Origin of the sequence: Pseudoalteromonas rubra, assembly GCF_005887095.1 — a bacterium.
Classification (GTDB): Bacteria; Pseudomonadota; Gammaproteobacteria; order Enterobacterales; family Alteromonadaceae; genus Pseudoalteromonas; species Pseudoalteromonas rubra_E.
Genome location: NZ_PNCI01000029.1, coordinates 89,693 through 106,234 on the forward strand (window position 1 = coordinate 89,693; position 16,542 = coordinate 106,234).

General features: G+C 47.7%; 11 protein-coding genes. 8 read left to right on the forward strand and 3 right to left on the reverse strand.

Annotation, left to right across the window (positions count from 1 at the left end):
* The first annotated feature begins 58 nt into the window (after window positions 1-58).
* The gene (locus tag CWB99_RS13385; protein WP_138552064.1) at window positions 59-2,362 is read left to right on the forward strand and encodes a methyl-accepting chemotaxis protein; all 2,304 of its coding nucleotides are present in this window, start codon (window positions 59-61) and stop codon (window positions 2,360-2,362) included.
* 9 nt (window positions 2,363-2,371) lie between these two features.
* On the opposite strand, the gene CWB99_RS13390 is transcribed toward CWB99_RS13385, so the two are convergent.
* On the reverse strand, window positions 2,372-3,394 hold the full coding sequence (locus tag CWB99_RS13390; RefSeq protein ID WP_138552063.1) for a LacI family DNA-binding transcriptional regulator: 1,023 nt from the start codon (window positions 3,392-3,394) through the stop codon (window positions 2,372-2,374).
* Between the two features lie 387 nt (window positions 3,395-3,781).
* Here CWB99_RS13390 and glk point away from each other — a divergent pair, with 387 nt between their 5' ends.
* The 6 genes from glk (at window position 3,782) to CWB99_RS13420 (ending at window position 11,249) form a co-directional block, all read left to right on the forward strand.
* A complete protein-coding gene (gene glk, locus CWB99_RS13395; protein ID WP_138552062.1) occupies window positions 3,782-4,798 on the forward strand; it encodes a glucokinase in 1,017 nt (338 codons plus the stop codon).
* Window positions 4,799-4,812: 14 nt separating this feature from the next.
* Window positions 4,813-5,826, forward strand: coding sequence for a LacI family DNA-binding transcriptional regulator (locus CWB99_RS13400; protein ID WP_138543680.1), 1,014 nt, complete (start codon window positions 4,813-4,815; stop codon window positions 5,824-5,826).
* A gap of 271 nt (window positions 5,827-6,097) precedes the next feature.
* Complete coding sequence (edd, locus tag CWB99_RS13405; RefSeq protein WP_138552061.1) at window positions 6,098-7,951, forward strand: phosphogluconate dehydratase; 1,854 nt, start codon at window positions 6,098-6,100, stop codon at window positions 7,949-7,951.
* Between the two features lie 23 nt (window positions 7,952-7,974).
* A complete protein-coding gene (locus CWB99_RS13410) occupies window positions 7,975-8,595 on the forward strand; it encodes a bifunctional 4-hydroxy-2-oxoglutarate aldolase/2-dehydro-3-deoxy-phosphogluconate aldolase (RefSeq protein WP_138552060.1) in 621 nt (206 codons plus the stop codon).
* A gap of 17 nt (window positions 8,596-8,612) precedes the next feature.
* A complete protein-coding gene (gap, locus tag CWB99_RS13415; RefSeq protein WP_138552059.1) occupies window positions 8,613-9,617 on the forward strand; it encodes a type I glyceraldehyde-3-phosphate dehydrogenase in 1,005 nt (334 codons plus the stop codon).
* Window positions 9,618-9,818: 201 nt separating this feature from the next.
* Window positions 9,819-11,249 (forward strand): YfcC family protein, encoded by a 1,431-nt coding sequence (locus tag CWB99_RS13420; RefSeq protein WP_138552058.1) that lies wholly within the window; start codon window positions 9,819-9,821, stop codon window positions 11,247-11,249.
* A gap of 326 nt (window positions 11,250-11,575) precedes the next feature.
* Here the strand turns inward: CWB99_RS13420 and CWB99_RS13425 are convergent, their stop codons facing one another.
* Together CWB99_RS13425 and CWB99_RS13430 are read right to left on the reverse strand one after the other, a co-directional pair.
* Window positions 11,576-12,811 (reverse strand): hypothetical protein, encoded by a 1,236-nt coding sequence (locus CWB99_RS13425; RefSeq protein ID WP_138552057.1) that lies wholly within the window; start codon window positions 12,809-12,811, stop codon window positions 11,576-11,578.
* A 176-nt stretch (window positions 12,812-12,987) separates the two neighbouring features.
* A complete protein-coding gene (locus CWB99_RS13430) occupies window positions 12,988-15,204 on the reverse strand; it encodes a TonB-dependent receptor (RefSeq protein WP_138552056.1) in 2,217 nt (738 codons plus the stop codon).
* A gap of 381 nt (window positions 15,205-15,585) precedes the next feature.
* Here CWB99_RS13430 and CWB99_RS13435 point away from each other — a divergent pair, with 381 nt between their 5' ends.
* Window positions 15,586-16,278, forward strand: a complete 693-nt coding sequence (locus CWB99_RS13435) for an EamA family transporter (RefSeq protein WP_283235366.1) — start codon at window positions 15,586-15,588, stop codon at window positions 16,276-16,278.
* Window positions 16,279-16,542: the final 264 nt, after the last annotated feature.

Consider the following 16,542-nt stretch of genomic DNA (forward strand, 5'->3'; position numbering starts at 1 on the left):
TTGAACTAAGCTTTTAGTACTTGTCGACTTTACAAGTCAGGATTACGCTGGAGGTGCCGTGAGCATCAAATTAAAGCTTATTGTAAGCGTCTCAACTCTCGTAACGGTTGCGCTTATTATTTTGTCCTTTAGTGTGGGCATAGTTACTCAAAAAGATGTAACCAGCACCCTGACTATGCAGGTCCAGCAACGCCTGGTGGGGCTCAGAGACGCAAAGAAAGAGCAGTTAACGGCGTATTTTGACTTCATCAATGGCCAGTTATTGACGCTGGCAACAAGTGAAGCCACCCGTAACGCGGCACTGCAATTTACCGATACTTTCAAACAAATGGGCGCACAGCCCGAACAAGGTACGCTTGGCCGTTATTATCGTGATGAATTTGGACAGGTATTTACGCAAAGAAATGGTAAACCGACAGATACACGGCGCCTGTTGAACGCCCTTGATGCGCCAGCCAGATACTGGCAGGAAAAGTACATAGCGCAAAATACACATCCTTTGGGGAGTAAAAATGCCCTGAACAGCTTACAAGATGGTAGTAAGTATGATGCTGCCCACCGTCTGCATCACCCCTTTTTCAATGGCTTCCTGGAGCAGTTTGGTTATTACGATATTTTTATTGTCGATGCACAAAGTGGTCATGTGGTGTATTCCGTATTCAAGGAATTGGACTATGCGACGTCACTGCTGCGTGGTCCTTATGCGCAAAGTGGGCTTGGTGACGTTTTTCGAGCTGCCAGAACACTCTCTTCGGGAGAGATAGCCTTTGTTGATTTTGCTCCGTATTTACCGTCTTATAATGCAGCTGCGTCATTTGTTGCGACGCCGATTGTCAGAGAAGGAAATATCCTGGCTGTATTGGTGTTTCAAATGCCGATCGACAGACTCAATGATATCCTGACTTACCAGCAGAACTGGCAAGCTCGAGGGCTGGGAGAATCGGGCGAAACCTACCTGGTAGGCAGTGACTTTAAAATGCGTAGCATGAGCCGCTTTTTACTGGAAGATAAAGCAGGCTATCTGCAGGTACTGGCAAAGGCTGATGTCGAGCCACAAGTGATTGCCGCAATAGACAGGTTTGATACATCGGTCGGGTTGCAAAGTGTCCGTACTCAGGCTGTCGAAGCAGCACTGTCGGGTCGCTCCGGGTTCGCCATCATAGAAGATTATCGCAATGTTGCTGTGGCATCTGCTTATACTTCCGTCGAGATAAACGGCAAAACCTGGGCGCTACTGAGCGAGCTCGATCAGTCTGAGGCCTTTGCAGATGTAGAAGAAATAACCAATCAGATCACAACGATGGCGATTATCATAACCGTCATATTGATAGCGATTGCGCTGTTTTGTGCATGGGTGCTGGGCAATATTATCGCAACGCCCATTCAAAAGATGAGCCGGTTTATCAATCAGGTTGCGACCTCGCTGGATTTAACTTTGCGGTTTAATGAGTCGAATAGTCAGGACGAAATGGGCCAGGTAGAGCGCGCTTTGAATTCTATGTTTGAAACCTTTGCCGATACTTTAAATCAGGTCAACTCCAGCGCCGAAAAGCTTTCCGGTCAAATGACACAGCTACAAGCAAACTTTACAGAGCTTACGAATAAGAGCGACACACAAACGGATTTAACCGTGCACATTGCTGCGGCAATGGAGCAAATGGCTGCAACTTCAGAGGACGTAGCTAAAAATGCACAATACACCAGTGAAGCCAGTCATGACGCGGTGAGCGCGTCAGAGCAGGGTAAGAGTAATGTGGCTAAAAATATGCAGTCATCGCGAAGTCTGGAGCAGGCAATGGACCTGACTATGCAACAAATGACGGCTTTACAGGAACAGTCCAATAACATCAGCCAGGTATTGGAGGTGATCCAGACAATTGCGGAGCAAACGAATCTACTGGCATTGAATGCTGCGATTGAGGCAGCCCGAGCGGGTGAGCAGGGCAGAGGGTTTTCTGTTGTGGCCGATGAAGTGAGATCTTTGGCACAGCGGACTCAACAATCGACAGAAGAAATCAACCGCATGATACAAGGTCTTCAAAGTGGTTCGGCAAATGCGATGTCTGCAATACGCGAAGCACATGCGTTAACAGAAAACAACTTATCATCAACGGACTGCACGCGGGACTCGTTGCAGCAAATTAACGATCAAATTTGCAAAATCGAAGCCTTCAATGAGCAAATGGCGACGGCAGCCACTGAACAAAGTGCCGTGGCAAAAGATGTGACTCAGCAAATATCAGATATCACAACCCTGGCGCAGGCAAACTGTGCCATTATCACAGAGGTTAATGCAATGGCCGCTGCTGCGGATGAGGATGCACTATTACTCAAGCAGCAGATCAGTAAATTTCATCTGTAACACAGGTGTTCAGGCAGATTTTCTAACAATTAGCTTAGGCGGAAGCAGGGTGTCGGTCACCGCTTCCCCTTTGATCAGGTTAAGCAGGTTGTTGACCAGCATTTGGCCTGCCAGAGTGGTATTTTGCTGTACTGTGGTCAAGGCTGGCGAAATAAAACTGGCAGCTGCGATATTGTCGAAGCCAATAACGGCAACATCACCCGGTACGTCTTTACCGGCTTCTTTGAGCGCTTTGAGCGCACCAATGGCAATGAGATCGCTGGCTGCAAATAACGCATCAAATTGAATATTGTTGGCCAACAATGAGCGGGTGGCATGATAGCCAGACTCTTCCGTTGAAATCGCGTTAGCGATTTGGCGCTCGGGTAATGCTAAACCTTGTGCTGTCAGGGTATCCCGAAAGCCCTTAAAGCGCGCGAAAAACTCCGGGCTGTGGTCGGATGCGTCGCCGATAAAGACATACTGGGAGCGATTTTGCTGTAGGAGATGCTCTGCCGCCAGCTTACCACCACCATAGTTATCACAACTGACCGTTAAATCGTCTCGCCCGTCGACCGTTGCGCCCCAGCAAACAAACTTAGTGTCCTGTGAGAGGAGCTGCTGGAGACGAGACTGATAGTCCATGTAATCTCCATAACCAAGCAGAATAATGCCATCGGCCCTGTGGCTGTCTTCGTAATCTGCTCGCCAGTCCTGACTGGTGGACTGAAAGGAAACCAGCAGATCATAGCCTTGCTTTGCACAGGCGCGGGTGATGCTTCCGAGCATGTTAAGAAAGAAGGGGTTGATCTGCGACTCGTCCCCGGTGGGGTCCTCAAACAACAACAGGGCCAGTGTACTGCTTTGCTGAGTACGCAGGTTACTGGCATTTTTATCGACTTTATAATTCAGCTGTTTTGCCACTTCCCAGACACGACGTCGGGTTTCTTCATTAACCAGCGGACTGTTTCTCAGTGCGCGTGACACAGTAGACTGAGACACACCCGCAAAGTGGGCGATATCAAAAGAGGTGGCTTTACCTTTTGGTTTCATAGTTTATTTGTTCTAAGTGATAACCTGATTATTGTCAGCGAATGAATAAAATTTGCAAGCGTAATATCCATGTTGCTGTCCTGGTAACATACTTGACCGACCTGCTTACCAAAATATTGCGGGTTTCAGAAATAGTTGCTGTGAAAATGCGCAGTTAGTAAATGCGGTATCGATCAAGCGAAAATTTTTATTGCCTCCGTCTGACACCGGTGTCATAATATCACTGTTTTATCATTTTGTTGTCAAAACGTATTGGCTGTCCCTCCGGGGACAGCATTTTTTCAGCTGAACGTGCAAAGTTATACAGCTGAAGCTTGGCACCATCACCCGAGCCAGTTACCTTGGAAGTTGTGCATTCAGTGCACCCGGATAAAAGAGAAAAACAACATGAGCCAGACAACACCTCATAGCTCGAATAATAAAGGCCACGTGTTTGAGCCTATTGTCGTCGCGGACATTGGTGGTACCAACGCCCGTTTTGCCGTTATAACCCAGTACAATTCGAGTACTAATCAGTTTGTAATAAGTCACCAGTCAACGTATCCCAGCGCCGATTTTCCCTCTTTTGAAACAGCCATCAGTCGTTACCTAAATGAACTTCCCATAGCCAAACCGTTGCGTGCTTGTCTGGCTGTGGCCGGACCGGTTAAGGCACAGCAGGTTTATCTGACTAATTTAGGTTGGCAATTCAACAGTCAGGATATCAAACAACAATTTGGTTTTAGCGAATTAGCGGTCATCAACGATTTTGCTGCTTTTGCCTATGCTGCACCTTACCTGGACCCAGAACAAAATATCGAAATAAAATCGGGTCAGGCTCAAGCTGGTGCCAATATCGCGGTGATGGGACCAGGCACTGGTTTTGGTGCTGCGTGTCTGGCCCGAGACATTAACGGCAGTGCCGTAATGAGTTGCGAGGCCGGTCACATCAGTTTGGCTGCGGTCACTGAGCTGGACCAGCAGCTGTTGGTTGCATTGAAGCAGGAGATTGCGCATGTTTCTGTTGAAGAAGTCTTTTCGGGTCGTGGCTTAGCACATTTATATCAGGCTATGGCAAAAGTAAAAGGACACACGGCTGAGAGGTTGAGTGCGGCTCAGATCAGTGAACGTGCAGAGGAATGTGAAATCTGCGATGCTACGTTGAATCACTTCTGTGACTGGATCGGCAGTGTTGCTGGTGATCTGTCTTTGACATTTGGCGCACTCGGTGGTGTGTTCATCGGTGGTGGGATATTGCCTCGTATGGCGCAGCGCTTAAAATCAAGCCAGTTCGCCGAACGGTTTGTTACCAAAGGTCCGATGAGCCAGTATGCGGGTCAGATCCCAGTCACTTTAGTAGTACAGGAAAATATCCCTTTGATTGGCGCTGCTGCGTGCCTACATGAGCGTGCCAGTACCAGATAGTCAGGACAAGTGTAATGAAAAAAGTGACCATTAACAGTGTCGCACAGTATGCGGGTGTGTCGAAAAAGACAGTATCCCGGGTATTGAATAATGAACCTAATGTCAGCCCTGCAACGCGTGAGAAAGTACTCAAAGTTTTTAAAGAGCTCGATTACAGACCAAATCCTATTGCGCGTGGGTTAGCGCGCAACAAGAGTTTCATTATTGGTTGCCTGTATGACAATCCGAGTAAAAGCTATATAACCCGTGTACAAAGCGGTGCGTTAGAAGCCTGTCATAAACACAATTACAACTTGCTGATCCACCCGTGTGAGCTTCGCGGTGAGGCATTGATTGATAATATTGACCAGCTGCTGACAACATCTCGATTGGATGGGCTTGTATTGACGCCACCATTTTCTGATTCGCGCGAACTAATTGATTTTTTAAAGCAAAAAAATATCAACTATGCGCTAGTGGCTTCTGCTATTCAGGATGATGAATCTATCTCTATCTGTAGCAATGACGAGCAGGGTGCCTATGAGCTGACCGAACACCTCATTGCACTGGGTCATACCGATATTGCCTTTATCAAAGGTCACCCGGACCACAGTGCGACTGAAAATCGCTTTAACGGCTATAAACGAGCACTTGAACAACACCAGATCCCACTTCAGGAACGTCTGGTTGCTGAGGGTAACTTTAGTTACCACTCAGGTGCAGACAGCGCTAAGGCTATTCTGGATATGACACCACGTCCGTCGGCCGTATTCGCGTCTAACGACTACATGGCTGCGGCGGTACTTAAGCTGGCAACTCAACGGCAATTGCGCGTACCGGAAGATCTGTCTATCGCTGGGTTTGATAATGCGCCGATCGCGCGGCACATTTGGCCTGGTCTGACGACTATTGCGCAGCCTGTTGAGGAGATGACGAGATTGGCTGTAGAGCAACTGATCATGCAAATCTCGGAACCCCAGGAGCAGGTATATCAGCGCGTTCTGGAAGCACGGCTCATTACGCGCGAATCCACAGCCAAAAACCACTAAATCCCATTTTTATACTTGCCCAAAGCCCGGCCAATCTTGGTCGGGCTTTTTTGTTTGTTGTTTGTTCATTATTTGGTCATTGATGAAATTTAGACTAAATTTAAAGTAAGGGTTGACACCGGTGTCACAAACATGAGTAAATATAGTGACACCGGTGTCAGGTTGGGGTGAGAGACAACCTGACAGCGTACCTTTGAACGGGTAAATCAAAGCTGCTCAGTACAGGGAGAGCTGTACTGAGCCTTTTCCTCTAACAATAGAGAGTTGAATTATGTTGCATCCTCGAATTCATGAAGTCACTCAACGCGTTATCACCCGCAGTCAGCAATCTCGTCAGGCCTATCTTGAGCGCATAGAACAAGCAAAAAAACAAACTCGCGTCAGAACCGGACTGGGCTGTGGTAACCTGGCACACGTGATGGCGGCCTGTTCGAGCAGTGACAAAGCAAGATTAAAAGCCGATGAGCAGCCTAACTTGGCTATCATCAATGCTTACAACGACATGTTGTCTGCTCACGTGCCTTATAAAGAGTATCCTGAGCAGATTAAGGCGATTGCTGAAAAATACGATGCCACGGCTCAGGTCGCAGGTGGCGTCCCCGCAATGTGCGATGGCGTAACGCAAGGGCGTGATGGTATGGAGCTGTCCTTGTTTTCCCGCGATGTTATTGCAATGTCGACAGCAGTTGCGCTATCACATGATGTGTTTGACGGTGTATTTTGTCTGGGCGTGTGTGACAAAATCGTCCCCGGGTTACTGATTGGCGCACTGTCATTTGGACATCTTCCTATTTACTTCCTGCCTGCCGGTCCAATGCAGTCAGGTATTCCGAACAAAGAAAAGGCACGCGTCAGACAGAAGTTTGCACAAGGGTTGGTCAGCCGTGAAGAGTTACTGGAAGCAGAAAGCGCGTCTTACCACAGTGCGGGTACCTGTACTTTCTACGGAACCGCGAACTCAAACCAGATGCTGATGGAAATCATGGGCCTGCACTTACCAGGCAGTTCATTCATCAACCCGTACACTGAGTTGCGTGAAGGCCTGACCGCCAGTGCGGTTGAGACAATGTTGAAGCAACTGTTAGGCGATGGCCCGGTTAACAGTCTGGCGGATGTCGTCAGCGAAAAAACCGTCATTAACGGCTTAGTTGGTTTGCTGGCAACGGGTGGTTCTACCAACCATGCTATCCACCTGGTGGCGATGGCCAAGGCCGCTGGCGTTCAAATCACCTGGAAAGACATGGCTGACTTGTCAGAAGTCGTGCCACTACTGACACGTATTTATCCTAATGGTTCAGCGGATGTGAATCATTTCCAGGCTGCCGGTGGTATGGGCTTTTTGATGCGTGAACTGCGCGATGCAGGTTACCTGCACAATGATGTTAAAACCATCGTCGGTGAAGGCTTAGATGCCTACACCCAGGAACCCGTATTGGATGTTGACCCGACACTCATCATGACTGACAGCACGGGTCCTGCGAAAGTGAAGTGGGTAGATTGCCCGGCAGACTCTTTGGATGAAGAGGTACTCAGACCGGTATCGAATCCATTTAACAAACAGGGCGGTTTGCAGCTGCTAAGCGGTAACTTAGGTAAGTCAGTGATCAAGGTGTCGGCGGTTGCAGAGCAGCATCAAGTGGTCTCGGCTCCTGCCAAAGTGTTCAGTTCACAAGCTGCACTACAAGAAGCGTACACCCGTGGCGAGCTAAACCAGGACTTTATTGCCGTACTGAAAGAGCAAGGTCCTAAGGCAAAAGGGATGCCTGAGCTACATAAGCTGACACCGGTAATGGCGAGCTTGCAGGATGAAGGCTTTAAGGTAGCTATCGTCACCGACGGCCGGATGTCAGGTGCATCGGGTAAAGTGCCTGCTGCTATCCACCTGGCGCCAGAAGCCGTTGAAGGTGGGCCGATTGCGAAAGTGCGGGAGGGTGATTTGATCACGCTTGATGCACCTAAAGGTGAACTGATTCTGCACGTCAGCGATGAAGAGCTTGCTCAGCGTGAGATTGAACTGACCGAGGTTGGTCCAACTTTTGGTACGGGCCGAGAGTTATTTAGCGGTTTCAGAAATATTGTCAGCAGTGCCGACTTAGGCGCAAGTGCATTCGGCATAGAAGAATAACAGCAACTGGGAATGAGGACATTATGAGCATTAAAGAGATTTTATCAGCGGCACCGGTAGTACCCGTTATCGTCATTGAAGACTTAGAAGATGCCGTGCCACTGGCACAGGCGCTATATCGTGGTGGTCTGCGTGCACTGGAAGTGACGTTGCGTACACCGGTTGCTGCACAGGCGGTCAAAGCGATGAAAGAAGCGGTACCAGAGGCCTATGTAGGGACCGGAACCGTCGTTGATAAAGCGTCATTCGACGCGTCCGTCGAAGCTGGTGCTGATTTTATGGTGAGCCCGGGCGTAAGCTCGGAATTGCTGGCGCTGGCAAAGGGCTCAGATATTCCATTTCTTCCGGGCGCTGCGACGCCAAGCGAAGCCATGGAGCTGGCCGCTCAGGGCTTTAAGTTTTTGAAGTTTTTCCCGGCAGAGGCTGCAGGTGGTACTGCCATGCTGAAATCAATCGGTGGTCCTTTACCTCAGGTGACGTTTTGCCCAACAGGTGGGATCAGCTTAACGACAGCACCCGACTACCTGGCACTAAAAAATGTGATTTGTGTCGGTGGTACTTGGATGCTGGATAAAGCACTTATCGCAAACAAAGACTGGCAAGCCATTGAAGCGCTTGCTCGACAAGCAAGTGAAGTAAACTAATTTAGGGGAATAGGGTTATGATTAATATTGCAATTAATGGCTATGGCCGTATCGGTCGAAATGTACTGAGAGCGCTTTACGAAGCAGGTCAGAATGATCAGATCAAGATTGTCGCGATTAACGACTTGGCACCTGCACAGACTAACGCACACCTGACCCAGTTTGACTCGGTACATGGGCGCTTTAATTTTCCGGTTGAGCTAAAAGGCAACACCCTGGTTATCGGTGATGACGAAATCACCCTGACTCAGGAGCGCGATCCTGCACAATTACCTTGGCGCGACCTTAAGGTAGATATCGTACTTGAATGTACAGGTTTGTTTACTTCACGTGAAACAGCAGGCAAGCACATTGCAGCGGGTGCGAAGAAAGTGATCGTATCTGCACCTGGTACAGATATGGATGCCACTGTTGTACATGGCGTAAACAGTGAGGTCTTGAATGCAGATAGCAACATAATTTCCAATGCATCATGTACGACTAACTGCCTGGCGCCAGTAGCGAAAGCCCTTAATGACACCATAGGGATTGAGCAGGGCAGTATGACCACTATCCATGCTTACACAAATGATCAAAACCTGTGTGATGTTTACCATAAAGACTTATACCGCGCGCGTAGTGCAACACAGTCAATGATCCCGACAAAAACCGGTGCAGCGAAGGCTGTGGGTCTGGTATTACCAGAGCTGGCTGGCAAACTTGATGGTATGGCGGTGCGTGTACCGACGGTGAATGTTTCTTTGGTTGATCTTACGTTTATCGCTAAGCGCGAGACGTCTGCCGATGAAGTTAACGAGATCCTAAAAGGCGCTGCTGATGGTGCAATGGCTGGTATTCTTGAGTACAACACATTGCCACTGGTATCCGTTGACTTTAACCATAACCCAGCTTCATCAGTATTTGATGCAACCCAGACTAAAGTGGATGGCAAACTGGTTAAAGTGATGGCCTGGTACGACAACGAATGGGGTTTCTCAAACCGTATGCTTGACCAGGTAAAAGCACTAGGCCAATTCCTGTAAGCCGGATCAGTTAGCATTTTTTCTTGCGTCATGTGAGCCCTGCTTAGTGCAGGGCTTTTTATTTCTGTTGGATTTTTCCCCAAGGGGCTTCTTGTTACCTTTTTTAACGACAAAGTTGGCTCATTAGGCGCGTGGTGTTTGCACCATAGGGCCAATTTTTATTACACTGCGCACAATTTAAATTAACGACAAAGAATTAACATGAAAGAAGGGTTCAAAGTTCCCCATACGCTCATCCTATTATTGTCTATGATGCTGGTAGCGTATCTCGCAACCTGGCTTGTTCCGCAAGGCTTCTTCGAGACAGTAACACTCGACAACGGTCGTCAGGCCGTAGTTCCTGGTACTTACGCGCTTGCACAAGCGCAAACGCATCTAACTCCAATGGATTTTCTGGTTGCGATTCCGCGCGCCTTTGCAGCGGCACAAGATGTTATTTTCTTCGTCTTTATTGTTGGTGGTGTACTGTCAATCGCACGTGCAACGGGCACCATAGATGCGCTAATTGGCCGCTTGCTGGAGCGATTTGGTCATAAGCCGAATATTCTAATTTTCATGGTGGTATTCTGCTTTGCGCTGGCCTCAGGTGCCATAGGCACAGCCGGAGAGTATATTCCTTTTGTACTTATCCTGGTCGGACTATGTAAAGCGATGCGCCTTGATGCAATGACTGCCGTGGGCATGGTGGTTGCGGGTTACGGTATCGGTTACGGCGTGTCCGCCTTTAATCCTTTTACCGTAATGGTGGCTCAGAAGGTAGCAGACATTCCTGTGTACTCGGGCATTGAACTGCGGCTGGCAATATTCCTGCCGTTTGTATTGATTGGTTTTCATCATGTCTGGAGTTATGCCAAAAAAGTCCAGGCAAACCCTGAGTTATCCTTGACCAAAGGTTTACCATGTCCGTTAGCCGGCAGTGCTGAGGCAAATTATCCGGCACTAAATAAACGTCACCAAATGATTTTGTTTGGTCTGGTTGCCGCGATTGTGACGGCGGTATGGGGTATTTCTCAAAAGGGCTGGTATCTGTATGAACTGGGTGCCGTATTTATTTCTTGGGGTATTTTCACGACTTTAATTGGCCAGATAGGGGCAGACCGTGCGGCCAATGAGTTTATTGAAGGGGTGAAAGACTTAGCAAGCACCGCTATTTTAATCGGTGTGGCACGTGGTATTGCATTGATAATGGAAGATGGTCAGATCCTTCATACTTTGGTTTATGCCATGTCGTCACCATTATCACATCTGGGTGCTGAACTGGCAGCTGTAGGTATGTTTATAATGCAAACGCTGCTGAATTTGTTTATTCCTTCAGGCAGTGGTCAGGCCTATGTCACTATGCCACTGATGGCACCGGTCGGTGATATTATTGGTGTATACCGTCAGGTTGCAGTACTGGCATACCAGTTTGGTGATGGCTTCTCTAACATGATCATTCCGACCAATGCGGTTCTGATGGGGATCATTGGTATGGCAGGAGTACCTTATCACTTATGGTTCCGGTTCTGTCTGCCACTGTTTGGTAAACTGATGCTGGCTGCATCCGTTGTACTGGTTCTGGCTGTTACCTTTGGTTACGGCGAAGACGTCCAGCCTAAAGTGGAAGAGACTGCACAAACACAAGCAAAGTAAGCCGGATAAGATACTTTGTATCGCATAGAGTGAGCCACGTGCTCACTCTATGCGGCGTATCAATCAAACTGCAATAGCCATCATTTTACAGTGTGATATCAACCCGCATTAATGCATAACCAATCGCCGATATTTACTCGTCTCAAGATTGGTATAAATTATGCCGATTGCTATGAATCGATAGGGCGTTCTTCTGGCTATCATCGTAAATTCAATCGCAGGGGGTGTGACGATCAGCCGATGTTGTGTGCTGGTTTACAGGCTAAAAAAAGGGCCACGATTTAATCGTAGCCCTTTTTTATAGTCTGATGATCAGTGAATTGATATCAGTCGAGTTTTAACTCGAAATTACCTGTGACCTCTTCATCTTCGAACGTGCTAAGCGGCAGGTCGAAGTTAAATTCAGCCTTGATATGTGTGTCCGTATTGTCCCAGTCCAGTCTGAGCATCCCTGAGTCGCTCTTGAGCTGACTTATCTCAGGGTATAAGGATGTTTCGAGCTGCGCAAAATTGCCAGTTCCTACACTGGATAAGCTAGCAAATGAGTCACTTGGCTCGCCGCCAAATGTGAAGGATAGCTCAAACGGGCTACCTTCGTACTGACTAACCAAACGCACGACTGTGGCGTCGGCACTGGTTAATGTCTGACCATTACCGTCCTTTGCTTCCACATGAGATGTGGCGATAATACCGCAAAGCTGGTTTGTTTCAGCAAGCTGCGGGTAGTTCGCAAAGTTAACTGCTAACTTGCCAAAACTCGTTTGAGTGTTTTCACTGACTTGTTTGAATGTGCTGGTAGCAGCAACGTCGTCACCACACATTTTGGTGATGGTAAAGCTGTCTTGACCTTGAGTCAGTACAGTTGACTTAGTACCCTCTGTACAGTCAGTATTGGCAAAAAAGTCATCGACTTTCACATTGGTACTTTGTTGCTCACCGCACACTTGAGCAGAAAACGTATGTTCACTTTGATCGAAGCTAACAATGTCGAAAGGGCGCGAGACTTTGACGGTAGTGTGATCATAGCCACCTTCCGTACGCGGTGTTTTAATATACTGGTGAACGGTCTCCATCCAGGTACTGCCAGAGACAAGCACACTTAAATCAAGCTCCTCGACTACGCTACCCGTATCAGGTTGTGGTGTAACGGTGTTTGAGTTTGTATCCGCGACAGACACAGAGCTGTGCTGGTCCACAAAACCTATCACATTAGAGGTGTTCAGTTTTACAGAAATGCTCAGAGAGCTCTGTTGAGTCACTTCTGGCGCGGTAAATGTGATTGTATCAGTGCCTTGTCCTGTAAATGGCACGTCACCATCAACGCCACGAACGGTCCAGGTAAAATTGAGGTTGCTTGCATTTGCCCCGGAAGTATTCAGAGATAGCGTGACCTTTTCACCTTCTTTTACATTAATAAAATTGGGTAATTCGGTGTAGCTAATTTTATTGTCTTCGACAGAAGATGTATTTGGGTCCTTGTTGTCTGAACCACCGCCACATGCAGTGAGTGACAAGGCCATTGTTGCGCATAAGAACAGCTTCTTGTTAGGTAAGAATCTCATGTTTGATTTATTCCGTATCCATATGAAAAACGCGGATTCTAGTCTGTTCTTCTTTGTTCTTCAACTGTGAGGGTGAACTATTGTAAACGACAGGAGAGGCTGGCCGAATAGGTGTAATTTGGGAGGGTAAACAGACTGTCAGCAAGAAGATGACAGTCTGTTAAATTCATTGCGAATTAGAATGTTGCGCGGTAGCGAACGCCGAATTCGCTGGCATCATTGCTCTTGATAACCAGGATGTAGTCTCCGGTGTTGAGGCGTGCATCGTCGTAGCGCTCATCAAAGATGTTGCGGCCATACAGAGAGATATCCCAGTTGGCATTAGCTGGCGCGTACGAAATATCAAAGTTTACTGTGGTACGATCATCAATTTGCGTCATACGGCGTGGATCTGAGCTCGGCTCACCATACATGCTGTCGCGGTATGAAATGTCAAAACGGGTGTTTACTGTTGCATTGTTGTCCAGTTCAAACTCATAAGACGGGCTGATTGAGGCAGTCCACTCTGGAGTCAGAGGTGCAACCGGCTTGATGCCATTTTGCTCTTCTACATCCACATCCATATAGCCAAAGCTTGAATGCAGGGTGAAGCTGTCTGTAACATAATAGGTGCTCTCAAACTCGATACCGCGAGAAGTTTGCTCAACGATCAGATTGTTGGTGTCAAACCCAGCATCGGTAACAACGTTTACCTGATAAGGCAAGTCTTCATATTCTGTATTGAAAAATGCCACACTCATGCTGAAGTCATCAGTCAGCTGACCTTTAAAACCGGTTTCGTAATTAATCGCACTGATGTTTTCGCTCGCCATAAATGCGTTGTTTGCACGCACAGCGGCGGCTGCATTCGGGTTGTCAAAGCCACCTTCACCAAAGAACTGGCCGATCAAGAAATATGGGCGAGCAGGGTACTGACCAGACTGGTAGCCAGTTTGCACTGTGCCGTACCAGTTCAGACCATTTTCAAAAGTATAGTTGGCAGCGGCTTCCCAGGAAATTTCATCCCAGTCTTTACTAGACGAGATGGTGCCGACAGGGTCGAATACATTTGTTGACGCTTCTTTTTCGTCTTCAGTATAGCGCACACCACCACTCAGGCGTAAGTCATCTGTCAGGTCATAGCCCAGGTTAAAGAATACAGCGCGACTGGTCGTTTCCTGATCCAGTTCTAGTTTAGTTGGGCCACCATCAAAGCTTGCTTCGTCTGAGCTCTGGCGGTTGCTGCCCTCTTCGTTAAACCAGTAAATGCCGGTTACGAAGTCTGCGCGACCCAGATAGCCAGTTAGCTGAAGTTCTACAGAAGTTTGATCGGCTTCACCACGCTCAGGGTAGTGGTCAAGTGCAATGGCAGTTCCGTCATCATCAAGCCCTGCTTTGTACTCTGACGAGCGCTTACTGAAGATGAACTTAGTGCCAAAATCTGCGTTGATATCGTATTCTGCTGTGAGTGATACACCATTTGCCTTGTTTGATACCGTGGCCGTCTCAATGCTGCTGGTGGCATTGTCATATGGGTCAGCAGCTACCATGTGGTTACGTAAACCTGCTTTATAAAGACGTCCTTCCGGCATCTCATCGATCAAAACGGTAAACGGACGTGTACCACCTTCACCGTCATTCGCATCCGCAGTCAGTACCAGACGCAGGTCATCAGTGGGGGTGTATTTAACAGAGACGCGGCCGTGGAATTCCTGGTTTTCACCCACATCGTATTCAGCATTTGGCAGGTTAGTAAATTCACCCAGACCACCGCGGCGGTTGAAGCCCATATTGAAGTTGAACGCCAGTTCATCAGTCACTGCCTGGTTCGTGAACATGCTCGCTTTGATACGACCACGTGTACCAGTCTCTGCGCTAACCTTAGTCACTGCTTCCTGATCTGGTTGCTTAGTGATGATGTTAATTGCGCCACCGATTGAGTTACGGCCATACAGCGTACCCTGAGGACCACGCAGTACTTCAATACGCTCGATGTTGGCCAGGTTCCAGTTTTGGCCAACCTGGCGACCCAGGTAAACACCGTCAACATAAACGCTTACGCCAGGATCTGTGGTGATCAGGTGATCTTGTAAACCAATGCCGCGGATAAACGGGTTGGCAGAGGAGTTGTGACCAGCTGAGAAGCCGGTAATATTCAGGTTTGGAACAAATTTGCCCACATCAGTGATGTCTGAGATACCTTGTGCATCCAGATCATCCCCTGAGAATGCACTCATAGCGATCGGTACTTCATAGATAACCTGTGAACGCTTGGTCGCGGTTACCGTGATGGCTTCGATTTTTGATTTCTCAGCTTGGGCTTCTTCTGCCAACACTGTGGCTGAAGATAGGCCGGCCATTGCCAATGCCATGGCGGTTGCGATCGGAGTAAGATTGCGTGCTGTGGTGCTCATGTATGTTCCTCAAGTTAGAAACGGTTAATTTTAAATCTCGTGTGTGGTGGTTTCTGCGAGGGTAGTCGCCAACCAGGTTGAATGGCTATCACTGAGCTGACTTTTGACATTTATAAAATTGACGCGCACAAAAAAGCAATCACCATATGGGGACTGCATGACTTTTGTTAACAAGAATTTTAAGAATGAAAGGTCAGCAAAAGCTGCTATTCGGTTGGGCGTGCATTCTACAATGGAATGAAATAATTTTGCAATAAAACTTGGTTAAAAATTTTTATTTTGCTCGATTTTTGCATAGCATTGTCGTTGTATTAGGTAATTTTACATGAATGTACCTTTTTAGTAAAAACTCGCTACAGTCAGCTTTTATTGTGCTGTAATTTGCAATTATGTGCGCTAACTCATTTTGCAATGGAAAAAGATGCCTCAGCGGGCATTGCATCTTTATTACTGCAAGCCCAGGTGGTGTTTACGATTGTGCTCAGTGCACTGGTGTTAAAAGAGCAGGCAAGTCGTTTTCAGATAGCTGGTGCGGTCATTGCGTGTAGTGGGTTTGGTTTGTTCTTTTTGAGCGAAACAGGCAGCGTCACTTTGTATGGCATGGCGTTGATCCTGTGTGCGGCTTTGAGCTGGGCGGTGTCGAATCTCATCATGAAACAGTTAAAGCAAGTTAACTTGCTGCATTTTATGGTCTGGGTCAGTGCTGTGGCGCCACTGCCTTTGTTCGTATTGTCTTATTATCTGGAAAGTAATACGCCAGTCATCCTGATCCAAAATACCAGTGCACAATCCTGGCTAGCGTTACTCTATGTGGGGCCCGTTTCTACCTTGCTGGCGTTTGCTTTGTGGGGCTGGTTACTTGGCAAACATCGCGCTGCGGCAGTGACGCCGTTCGCTTTGTTGATCCCTTTGGTAGGTATGATAGGGGCCAGCGTGATCCTGGATGAACAGATAAGCCTGTTTGAGGTGGTTGGCGGTGCCGTGATCCTCAGTGGTCTGACATTTTCGGTTCTGGGTGAGCGGCTATATAGAGCTGTCTTAGGCAGGGCTGGGTTAAAGCAAAAAGTCAGCTGATAATTATACCTGGCAAAGACGAGGTTTAATTGACCAAATTCTCTTGGCAATCCGAATATTGTTACAAGGTGAGCGAATTTTGTTCGCCTTGTTGCAATCAGCGCTAGACAATTGGTCTAAGTCCCTTGAGTATCCCAGCCCAATGTGAAAAAATTCGACACAATTAAAATCCAGTTAATACCAATTTGCTTAATTAAGCGTTCTATTTTGAGGCGAGAAAATATGCTCGATAACAAGGCAAAGATTTTGCTATTTAGTTGTTCT

Excerpts from the sequence above, each read along its gene's own strand:
- CWB99_RS13425 (WP_138552057.1), bottom strand. The coding sequence starts at position 12,811 with ATGAGATTCTTACCTAACAAGAAGCTGTTCTTATGCGCAACAATGGCC.
- CWB99_RS13430 (WP_138552056.1), bottom strand. The coding sequence starts at position 15,204 with ATGAGCACCACAGCACGCAATCTTACTCCGATCGCAACCGCCATGGCA.
- CWB99_RS13400 (WP_138543680.1), top strand. The coding sequence starts at position 4,813 with ATGAAAAAAGTGACCATTAACAGTGTCGCACAGTATGCGGGTGTGTCG.
- gap (WP_138552059.1), top strand. The coding sequence starts at position 8,613 with ATGATTAATATTGCAATTAATGGCTATGGCCGTATCGGTCGAAATGTA.
- edd (WP_138552061.1), top strand. The coding sequence starts at position 6,098 with ATGTTGCATCCTCGAATTCATGAAGTCACTCAACGCGTTATCACCCGC.
- glk (WP_138552062.1), top strand. The coding sequence starts at position 3,782 with ATGAGCCAGACAACACCTCATAGCTCGAATAATAAAGGCCACGTGTTT.
- CWB99_RS13390 (WP_138552063.1), bottom strand. The coding sequence starts at position 3,394 with ATGAAACCAAAAGGTAAAGCCACCTCTTTTGATATCGCCCACTTTGCG.
- CWB99_RS13420 (WP_138552058.1), top strand. The coding sequence starts at position 9,819 with ATGAAAGAAGGGTTCAAAGTTCCCCATACGCTCATCCTATTATTGTCT.
- CWB99_RS13410 (WP_138552060.1), top strand. The coding sequence starts at position 7,975 with ATGAGCATTAAAGAGATTTTATCAGCGGCACCGGTAGTACCCGTTATC.